This window comes from Thermodesulfobacteriota bacterium, from assembly GCA_039028315.1.
Lineage (GTDB): Bacteria > Desulfobacterota_D > UBA1144 > Nemesobacterales > UBA2774 > CR02bin9.
The window spans coordinates 1-10,283 of sequence record JBCCIH010000074.1; the positions used below are offsets into that span (position 1 = coordinate 1).

The following is a 10,283-nucleotide window of genomic DNA, read 5'->3' on the forward strand; positions in this document are numbered from 1 at the left end:
AGCAATTGTGTTCAACTCAGAGGAGGACTGTCTAAAGGCAATTCTCAATGGACGAGTCAAACAAGGGCACGTAATAGTTGTGCGCTACGAAGGTCCACGAGGGGGACCTGGTATGAGGGAGATGCTTGCTCCAACGTCAGCAATTATGGGCAAGGGGCTCGGCGATGATGTTGCTCTGATTACAGACGGACGTTTCTCAGGCGGAACGCACGGTTTTGTTGTCGGGCACATTACACCCGAGGCTGCAGACGGCGGCATAATTGCTATAGTGAAAAACGGAGATCAAATTACAATAGATGCATTAAAGCGTGAAATAAACCTAAACTTACCTAAGGCAGAGATTCACAGACGGCTTAAAGCATGGAAAAAGCCTGCGCCTAAGGAAAAAAGAGGTGTGCTCGCTAAGTACGCAAAACTTGTTTCCTCAGCATCTGAAGGTGCAGTAACCGATAACTAATAAATTCACTCATTTTAAATCTTAATCAAATCTTTATATAAAATCCGCAATTTTCATCCAGAGTTAATGTAAATTGCGGATTTTATTCTATTTTTAATAGAATCTTAAACAAATCCTAAAACTCTCTTAAACTTTAGCCCCTACAATATTAATAGTTATAAATTAGAAGTGTAGATATAAGATAATGGAAAAATAAGGAGGATGATGGAGATTATGACTACACTAATAGTTTCTGACGTACACTTAGGCTCATCTTTTAACCGAGCTAAAGATCTGACCTCTTTTATCAAATCGGTGGATTTTGGAAAACTTATTATCCTGGGCGATCTTTTTGACCGTCCGGATTTTAAGAAGCTAAATGAGGATGAGTGGACATTCTTAAACGTCCTAAATAAAATCTCTGAGATTAAAGAAGTTATTTGGGTAGAAGGAAACCATGATGAGATGCTCAATAAATCAATTCCTTCTATGTTTAACATAAGAGCCGTAAAGGAATATGACTGGACTATAAATGGCAAAAAGCTCTTAGCTATTCACGGACATCAATTTGATGACTACACTTTGAAAAAGAATTATCTAGCCAAGTTTGCAAGCACAATTTACAAAGGACTAAGGTCTATTGATGAAATTTTAGACAGAGATATTTTTCACCCTATGTGCTATAACAACAAGTCCTGGCAAAGGGTATCGGAAACTGTAAATATTAGGGCGCTTGAGTATGGTAAGAAGAACAAAGCTGACTTTGTTTTTTGCGGTCATACTCACAGAGCGACTAATGTAGCTAAAAATGGGGTGGAGTATTTTAACACTGGATGCTGGAATGACAGATATTGCCACTATGTGCTTATAGATGATCAAAGGGTGACGCTTAATAAGTTCACAAAGCCTGTAAAATCAATCGAGTCCAGTGCTCCTAGACTCAGGTTAAGACCCGCTCTTTAGGTTAAATAGTCTCTAAGTGCAGCCGCATTATTAAATCGATTTTCTTTAGATGCAAATACAAAAGTGATATTTTTATCACTGGAAATCTCAAAAATAGGTTCAAGAGATAGTCTATTATTATCTAACTCTGAGTAATAGCGCTGTTTGAATTCTTCCCACTTATCTTTGTCATGATTAAACCACTTTCTAAGATCAGTTGAGGGCGCCGCTTCTTTAAGCCAAATGTCGACCTTGGCTTTTTCTTTTGATAACCCCCTTGGCCAAAGCCTTTCAACTAGTACCCTAACTCCGTCAGATTCCTCGGGTACATCGTAAACTCTTTTTAATTTTATTTTCATCAGATGTGCTAAATATAATATAGATCTGTATTTGGGTAATCAAAAACTTAATAGGAAATATAGACGTAACTTTAATCTTCTACTAGAACGTAGATGTCATCGCCATCAACTTTAAGCTTAAAGGTCTCTATCCGATCTACAGCAGGCAGGCATAGCGCTTCACCACTTTCTACATCAAACTCAGCTCCATGATATGCACATGTTATAGTCTTGCCGTCTAAAATGCCGTCTGATAATGGAAGGGTCTCATGCGAGCATTCATCAATAAATGCAAAGTACTCACCGTCTGAATTGCATATAGCAATTGCTAGATTGCCAACAATTACAGATTTAACTTCACCAGGATTTATTTCAGATGTTTTAGCTACTTTTTCAAATTCAGCCATTTGTAATCCGTTTATGCAGCCTGTTCTTGTTTTCTTAAGCTAAACCAGTTTGTAACTAAATTAGCGCAGTATTCTTTCACAGGTTCAACACTCATGCTTTCAAAAGTCTCATTTGTAAATGCATTCATGATGATATCTCTAGATGCATCTTTGGAAATACCCCTTGATCGCAAATAGAATAGGGCGTTCTCATCAATTTGCCCGATTGTGGCTCCGTGGGTGCATTTTACGTCGTCTGCATAAATTTCAAGCTGCGGCTTTGTGTCGATCTGAGCATTGTCAGATAAAAGAAGGTTTCTATTGGTCTGTTTTGCGTCAGTTTTCTGAGCATCTTCATGCACTATGATACGGCCGTGGAACACCCCTCTTGAGCGTCCGTCTAAAACGCCGTTATATAGCTGACGACTATCACAATGGGGGCTAGCGTGCTCTACTTTCATGTAGTTGTCCATGTGCTGACGGTTAGTGGACATAAATAGTCCATTGATTAATGAATCACAGCCCTCGCCAGCGAGAACGGGATGAACATTATTTCTAACCAGTGATCCGCCCATGAGAATAGAGTGAGATTTAATGTTGCTGCTTCTTGCTTGCTGGACCCGCAGGGTTGATACATTAAATGCATTTCTGCTCTCAAGCTCTATCATATAGTGGCCAATTGAACTGTTCTCTCCTACAACTATTTCGGTTACGACATTAGAAAGATAAACATCATCATTAAGCGATGCATAATGCTCAACTATATTTGCCTCTGCGTTAGCTTCGGCGATGATTAAATTTCTTGGATTCGTTATAGATGGCTGCTGCCCTCCTGTAGAAATATAGAGAAGGTGTATAGGTGTCTCAAATATAGTTCCCTTAGGAATAAATATGAAACCACCGTCAGTCATAAATGCTGTATTTAGTGCAGTAAAAGCCTCGCTTGTAAAGTCTGCATATTTAGCCAAGTTATCTTGCAAGATATCTTGCTCTGTTTCTATAGCATGAGCCAAACTCTTTACTATTACCCCGTTGGGCAGATCTGCAGTTTTTGACAGTTGCTCTGAATAATGACCATTTACAAATACAAGCTCAACCACATTATCGTTTTGAAACTGATAGGGTGCTAAATCGGAGGATGAGACTTTATCCAATCCATTTTCTAATATATCAAATGAACTTCTAGCAATTGCTGCCAGGTTTGTGAAGCGCCAATCCTCATCTTTAAGTGTAGGAAAACCAAGCTCTAAAAATTTAGTTATAGCTTCTTGTCTAGTTGTTTTAAGCCAACCAATCTCACTTCCCGGAGCCTCTTTTTCAAATACTGAAAACCCTTGTGAATATCCGTTATCTTTTTGTGATAAAGTAATGCCCATCTTGTTCTCTCCTAACTGTTAGCCGCTGCTTTCTCTTCTTCAATCCATCCGTAGCCCTTATCTTCAAGCTCAAGAGCAAGCTCTTTGCCGCCGGATTTGACTATCTTACCGTCAACCAAAACATGAACGAAGTCGGGCACAATGTAATCAAGCAGTCTTTGATAATGGGTGATAACTAAAAATCCTCTATCAGGGCCTCTAAGAGAATTAACTCCGTCAGCTACAATCTTTAGTGCATCAATGTCGAGTCCTGAGTCCGTCTCGTCTAAAACGGCCAACTTAGGCTCAAGAATCTGCATTTGAAATATTTCGTTTCTCTTTTTCTCTCCTCCTGAAAAGCCCTCATTGACGGCGCGTTTGAGAAGATTGTCATCCATATGCATAACTTCCATTTTTTGTTTGGCGAATTTTGCAAATTCGATATGCTTAAGCGGCTCCTCACCTCTGTATTTGCGCACTGAATTCAATGCTTCACGAAGAAGATATGTGTTTGCAACCCCCGGTATTTCTACAGGGTATTGAAATGCCAGGAATATACCCTCGCATGCCCTTTCTTCGGGCTCTAGATCTAAAAGATCTTTGCCTTCAAATAGGACTTCTCCCTGTGTCACTTCATAGGAATCTCGCCCAGCTAATACCTGTGCAAGTGTACTTTTCCCTGAGCCGTTTGGTCCCATAATAGAGTGAACCTCTCCGGGGTTAATTGTTAGGTTAAGTCCCTTTAAGATTTCCTGATCCTCTACACTTGCATGCAGATTTTTGATTTCCAGCATGTTAAGTCTCCTTATAACCTTAGATATTCTTTAATTTGAGTAGGAATGCTATCCGACACTACCCTCTAGACTAATGCTAAGCAGCTTCTCTGCCTCTACCGCAAACTCAAACGGGAGCTCTTTAAATACGTCCTTACAAAAACCGTTTACAATCAGCGACACAGCATCTTCTGCCGAAAGACCCCTTTGCTGGCAATAAAAGATCTGGTCCTCACCGATTTTTGAGGTTGATGCTTCGTGTTCCATCTGAGCAGTTGAATTCTTAACTTCAATGTATGGGAACGTATGTGCACCGCACTTATCACCGATCAACATAGAATCACATTGAGTATAATTTCTTGCGCTAGTCGCATCCTTTCCAATCTCGACAAGGCCTCTGTATGTGTTTTGTCCAAGTCCTGCGGAGATACCTTTTGAGATGATTGTGCTAGAGGTGTTTTTCCCTTTGTGTATCATTTTTGTTCCAGTGTCTGCCTGCTGTCTTCTGTTGGTAAGTGCAACTGAATAAAACTCCCCGACAGAGTTATCTCCCTCTAATATGCAGCTTGGGTATTTCCATGTAATGGCAGAGCCCGTTTCAACTTGTGTCCAGGAGATATGGGAGTTATCACCGATGCATCTGCCGCGTTTGGTAACAAAGTTATATATACCACCTTTACCCTCACTGTCTCCGGGATACCAGTTTTGTATTGTTGAGTATTTAATCGTTGCATCTTTATGTGCGATAAGCTCTACAACAGCTGCGTGCAGCTGATTCTCATCACGCTTAGGAGCGGTGCAGCCTTCTAAATAGCTCACATAGCTTCCTTCTTCCGCAATAATTAATGTTCTTTCAAATTGACCTGTGTTTTCAGCATTGATTCTAAAATAAGTTGAAAGCTCCATTGGGCATCTTACGCCTTTTGGAATATAAACAAAGGAGCCATCTGTAAAAACTGCTGTATTAAGAGCCGCAAAAAAATTGTCGTTATGAGGCACGACATAGCCTAAGTATTGCTTTACAAGCTCAGGGTACTCCTGTACAGCCTCCGAGATCGAGCAAAATATAACCCCGGCTTCCGCTAGTGTTTCTTTAAATGTTGTGATCACTGATACGCTATCAAATACTGCGTCTACTGCAACTCCGGCCAACATTTTCTGCTCTTCAAGAGGTATTCCGAGTTTGTCGTAAGTTTCTTTAATTTCCGGATCTAAATCATCCAAGCTGTCAAGCTTAGGCGTGTTTTTAGGAGCCGCATAGTAGCTGATTCCTTGATAATCCACGGGAGGATAATGAACGTTGGGCCACGTTGGTTCTTTCATTGTCTGCCAATGCTCATAGGCTTTGAGTCGCCACTCAAGTAGCCACTCAGGTTCATTCTTTTTAGCTGAGATCATACGGATGACGTCTTCGTTAAGTCCTACTGGAGCTACTTCCTGCTCCACATCTGTTACGAAGCCATATTTGTATTCCTGTTCCGCTAATTTCTCTAAATCGACACTCATTAAAAAGCCTCCTTAATTCACCTGATTAAAAATATTGTTGTCTTTATCTTTTAGCATATCTGCAAGTGTTGTATCTTCTAGAATCTTTACCATCGACATCTGAATTTTGTCCCATACTGGGAGCTGTGGACAACTGTCATGCAAAACACAAACTGAATCGTCTTCCATGCAGTCAACCATTCTTATCTCGCCCTCTATTGCCTCATATATATCGCGCAGGTTTATCTCATTGGGGGATTTTCGAAGAGTGTAACCGCCGTCAGGTCCTACAGAGGATCTAACGAGTCCTTTTTTAACTAATCTTCGCATTATTTTTGCCAGATAGCTAAGAGGGATATGTTGCTCTTCTGAGATCTCTTTCATACTGTGCTTGCTGATGGGTTGGTGACCCATATAAGTAAGCGATCTGACCGCATAATCTAAAGTTTTAGTTACTTGCATTTAGATTTTTCCCCATGGTTGACCCATTTATTCTTAGGAATTTATATTGTGGACTTTATGACTCCACAATATACAAGTTCCTAATTGGTAAAAATTACCAGATAATTATTTTTTGTCAATAAATAATAGGTATCCATATCTGCGTATTTAGCTTTGACACAGCCTGTTTTAGAAGGTAGACTGTAGCGGTTAATTAAAGGGGGAAACATGCTTTGGGAGGCAAGCTTCACTCTTTTCTAACTTATCTTAATTATTGAATATTCAATAAGAATATGAAAATACAGTCGGGAGGATTTAAAATGGCCCACGAATTACCTCAGCTACCTTATGATTACAGCGCATTAGAACCTCACATTGATGCAAAAACTATGGAGATTCACCATGGAAAGCATCATCAAACATATGTTAATAATTTGAACGCAGCTTTAGCAAATCACTCTGAACTTGAGAGCAAAACTGCTGAAGAGCTTGTCAAAGATCTAAGCTCAGTGCCTGAGGATATTAGAACCGCCGTAAGAAACAACGGTGGTGGCCATGTAAACCATTCAATGTTTTGGCTATGCATGAGCCCAAGTGGTGGAGGCGAGCCAAGCGGAGAACTTGCAGATGCAATTAATTCAGCATTTGGCAGCCTTGATGCTTTTAAAGAACAATTTGCAAAAGCTGGAGCAACTCGTTTTGGAAGCGGCTGGGCATGGCTATGTGTTGATGGAGGCGGCAATTTGGTTGTTACCTCAACTCCAAATCAGGATAATCCTATGTCAGATGGACTAGCACCTATTCTTGGTCTGGATGTATGGGAGCATGCGTATTATTTGAATTATCAGAACAGAAGACCAGATTATATCTCGGCGTTTTGGAATGTTGTTAACTGGGAACAAGTTGCAGCAAATTACGCCGCATCAAAATAGGTTGAATTAATTTTCAGAATTTGATAGAATTGGCGGTAACCGGAAGTTGGAACGTTTTAAGCTCGTGATTTAGATAATTTCATGGGTGTTTTAGTAATAAGATGGTACAGAATTATTAGCATATATAGGTACTGGAGAATTATATAAATAGGTTTTACGGTTTATATTTTGGAGGCCCCCCTCCCCAAAGGTTCCTTAAAACAGCTTATTCTTGACAAATAGCTATGCATATTTTTGTCCCATCTATTGCAATAATATAATAATTTTAGATATTTAAAGGAAACCGACATGGAAACGAAATATAAAGAGTTCGATGATTCTATATCAGTAGGTGAATTCGGAGAGTTCTCTGAAGAATCTGAAGATGTAAGCTCACTTAAATTCAAAGAGACTTATATGCAGGATGAAGAATCTGAGAATCACTTCCAGTCCAGGAAAACAAAAAGTAAATCTAAAGCTGATGAAACACCTGATGAACAACTTCGTCTTTTATATGTCTATTTTAAAGACATGTCTGTAGAACCACTTTTTACAGCTCAGGAAGAGGTAGAGATATCAGCAAAAATTAAAAAATGTGAAAATATGACAAGAGAACTTAGCTTAGTTGTTAATAAGTTAGGTGTAAAAAGCTCAAAAATAAAATCTAATGGCCACAAAAACGGTAGGAACGGTACCAACAGAGCAACAATTCTGAAACGTATTAAAAGCCTAAATGGTTTTATTAAAGTATACAGTGAAAATGCAAAGAGAATGAAGCAGAGGTTTGTTAAGGCAAACCTAAGGCTTGTCATTACAATTTCAAGAAAATATATGGGAAGAGGGCTTCCACTTTCTGATCTCATTCAAGAAGGCAACATGGGGCTCATGAGAGCGGTTGAAAGATTTGACCACAGAAAAGGTTTTAAATTCTCAACCTATGCATCCTGGTGGATACATCAGGCTATACTTAGAGCCCTGCAAGGCCAGACTAGAACAATTAAAGTTCCAGTCTATCTGTTGGAGCAAGCAAACAGGGTTTATAAAGTGAATGCTGTTTTGGCAAAAAAATTAAATAGAAAACCTACTCCAAAAGAAATATCCAAAAAATCCGGTATATCTGTTGAAGTAGTAAAAAGAATTCTTCGTTCAACAAAAGATGCTATCAGCTTGGATACTCCAATTTTAGATGGGGAAAAAACTACACTTTTAGATTCTATTGCGGATGCTGAGACAATTATTCCAGACTCCATGGTAGCCAAATCAGACCTTACAGATAAACTCAGAGAGGCTCTAACGCTTCTTAACCCTAGGGAAGAGGAGATACTTCGTCTCAGGTTTGGTATTGATCAGCACAGCACTTATACGCTAGACGAAATTGGAAAGCGTTTTAACCTTACTCGTGAAAGAATAAGGCAGATAGAAAAAGCGGCTCTAGGAAAACTTGCAAACTCAGATATTAAAGAACACCTTGAAAGTTTCCTCAGATAATAACTCAGCCAAAGATCTTCCGAAATTCAGCAGAGCATATCCATTTCAAAACTGTAGATTAGGTCTAGTTTAAAAGTCCGCCTATTATTGCGCCAAGAAGAAGAGGGCCTACATTAGAAACTACGAGGACAAAACTTCCTGCTCCCGCCACAAAGCCTATGACAGGCGCACCGGTTAATACAGAGGTAAACAAGAATAGAAAAGCGCCCAAAACTATGGCTGGTAAAAACACGGCAATAATAGCGTTAAAGAGACCGCCTGATTTCTTCCCTCCTACAATTCCAGCTATAAAAGGCCCGATTCCTGGAAGCCAGAATAGTAAGATGGATATTAAAAACATCCAGAATATGCCTGATATTATACTTCCCTTTTTTCTCTCCATTTTGCTCTCGCTATAAGTCTAACATGCTTGTGCTTGTAATTCGCAATAAAAAAGGCCCATTCTCTAATAAGAGAAGGGCCTTTAGTTTTTTATTTAAGGTTTTCCTTTGTTCTAATCACACTTAGAGTATCCGCAGCTCTTGCATGTCATACAGCCCTGCTCAAAGGCTAGGGCTCTGTCTCCGCATTCAGGACAACGCTCTAGATTTAAGTCCATGGCTTTTTTCGTTGCTCCATCTGTGGGTGCTGGCGCATTTGAAGCTGCCTCACCACCAACCTCAACAAAGTGTCTTTTTAATACTGTAGCTACAGCGTCAGGAATAGACATAACGAGTTTTCCTTCTGAGAACACAGGAGAAGATCCTCCGATGCCTTCAAGCTGCTCAATCACGTCCTCAACCGTAATACCTGATCTAAGGGCTAGTGATACCAAACGTCCAGTGGCCTCGGCATCAGCCATTGTTGAATACCCCGATTTACCTATTTGAACGAAGACCTCAAGCGGTCTGTCCTCCAAGGTGTTTACTGTTACGTATAGATTTCCGTACCCTGTCTTAATAACCTCTGTGAAGCCCTGAAGACACATTGGTCTTTTGATAGGTTTAACCTCTTCACTAGAGGATGAACGAAGGGATGAGATGGGGTTGGGGTGATGGGTTTTGTTCATCCCTTCGTCCTGGGTCTGGGTCGGAAGATTTTTTTCGTCTTTATCTTGCTGTTGGGATTTGGCCTCTTCTTCAGTTACCAAGATCCCTTCTCTGGAACCTTCTCTGTAAACTGTAATTCCTTTACAGCCAAGTTTCCAAGCAAGGAAGTAAATCTTTTCAACTTCTTCTAAAGTAATATCAGCTGGTAAATTTACAGTGCTTGAAATGCATGAATCGATATGTTTTTGAATTGCGGCCTGCATGCGCACTCTCATCTCAGGCTCTATTTCGTGTGATGTTACAAATGTATCCGGGAGCTCTGTGTCATCCTCTAAATCAAACTGCTCCATATATTCCTCAACAAGAGGATGATATACCTTAAACTCTTCTTTAGAGAGTGATTCGGAGCGTCTGTAGTAAGACAGCGCAAAAGCCGGTTCAACACCGCTAGTAGTGCCAGCAAGGACCGATCCGCTTCCTACTGGGGGAACTGTTAGAATACAGGCATTTCTAAGCCCCTGTTTTTTGATCTTGTCAACAATACGACTATCAACGGAGTCAAGGAAAGGTCTCGAGAGATGAGTGTCAAGATCAAATACAGGGAAGCTTCCCTTTTCTGAAGCAAGATCCGTACTTGCCTCGTAAACAGTATTTTTAATGTGTTCAAACATCTTATCTGCAAATTCAACACCTTCATCAG

At 40.0% G+C, this 10,283-nt stretch carries 12 protein-coding genes; 4 read left to right on the forward strand and 8 right to left on the reverse strand.

Going from position 1 to position 10,283, the window contains the following annotated elements:
• A partial coding sequence (locus AAF462_06025) for a dihydroxy-acid dehydratase (protein MEM7008678.1) occupies positions 1-457 on the forward strand: 457 nt, incomplete at its 5' end.
• 213 nt (positions 458-670) lie between these two features.
• Complete coding sequence (locus tag AAF462_06030; GenBank protein ID MEM7008679.1) at positions 671-1,399, forward strand: UDP-2,3-diacylglucosamine diphosphatase; 729 nt, start codon at positions 671-673, stop codon at positions 1,397-1,399.
• Here AAF462_06030 and AAF462_06035 read toward each other — a convergent pair.
• From AAF462_06035 to AAF462_06060, 6 genes are all read right to left on the reverse strand, one after another.
• Positions 1,396-1,737, reverse strand: coding sequence for a DUF488 family protein (locus tag AAF462_06035; GenBank protein MEM7008680.1), 342 nt, complete (start codon positions 1,735-1,737; stop codon positions 1,396-1,398). The genes AAF462_06030 and AAF462_06035 overlap by 4 nt on opposite strands.
• A gap of 71 nt (positions 1,738-1,808) precedes the next feature.
• Positions 1,809-2,123: a non-heme iron oxygenase ferredoxin subunit gene (locus AAF462_06040; protein ID MEM7008681.1), complete on the reverse strand. Its 315-nt coding sequence runs from the start codon at positions 2,121-2,123 to the stop codon at positions 1,809-1,811.
• An 11-nt stretch (positions 2,124-2,134) separates the two neighbouring features.
• Complete coding sequence (gene sufD, locus AAF462_06045) at positions 2,135-3,478, reverse strand: Fe-S cluster assembly protein SufD (GenBank protein MEM7008682.1); 1,344 nt, start codon at positions 3,476-3,478, stop codon at positions 2,135-2,137.
• A gap of 11 nt (positions 3,479-3,489) precedes the next feature.
• Entirely contained in the window at positions 3,490-4,251 is a 762-nt protein-coding gene (sufC, locus tag AAF462_06050; protein MEM7008683.1) for a Fe-S cluster assembly ATPase SufC, read from the reverse strand.
• Between the two features lie 48 nt (positions 4,252-4,299).
• Positions 4,300-5,736, reverse strand: a complete 1,437-nt coding sequence (gene sufB, locus AAF462_06055; GenBank protein MEM7008684.1) for a Fe-S cluster assembly protein SufB — start codon at positions 5,734-5,736, stop codon at positions 4,300-4,302.
• Between the two features lie 12 nt (positions 5,737-5,748).
• Positions 5,749-6,177 (reverse strand): Rrf2 family transcriptional regulator, encoded by a 429-nt coding sequence (locus AAF462_06060; GenBank protein ID MEM7008685.1) that lies wholly within the window; start codon positions 6,175-6,177, stop codon positions 5,749-5,751.
• A gap of 299 nt (positions 6,178-6,476) precedes the next feature.
• Between AAF462_06060 and AAF462_06065 the strand changes: the two genes are divergently transcribed.
• Together AAF462_06065 and AAF462_06070 are read left to right on the forward strand one after the other, a co-directional pair.
• The gene (locus tag AAF462_06065; GenBank protein MEM7008686.1) at positions 6,477-7,088 is read left to right on the forward strand and encodes a superoxide dismutase; all 612 of its coding nucleotides are present in this window, start codon (positions 6,477-6,479) and stop codon (positions 7,086-7,088) included.
• A gap of 288 nt (positions 7,089-7,376) precedes the next feature.
• Positions 7,377-8,555: a sigma-70 family RNA polymerase sigma factor gene (locus AAF462_06070; protein ID MEM7008687.1), complete on the forward strand. Its 1,179-nt coding sequence runs from the start codon at positions 7,377-7,379 to the stop codon at positions 8,553-8,555.
• Positions 8,556-8,619: 64 nt separating this feature from the next.
• Here the strand turns inward: AAF462_06070 and AAF462_06075 are convergent, their stop codons facing one another.
• Both AAF462_06075 and AAF462_06080 read right to left on the reverse strand, forming a co-directional pair.
• Positions 8,620-8,937, reverse strand: coding sequence for a hypothetical protein (locus AAF462_06075; protein MEM7008688.1), 318 nt, complete (start codon positions 8,935-8,937; stop codon positions 8,620-8,622).
• Positions 8,938-9,048: 111 nt separating this feature from the next.
• On the reverse strand, positions 9,049-10,283 hold a 1,235-nt coding region (locus tag AAF462_06080), incomplete at its 5' end, for a hypothetical protein (protein ID MEM7008689.1).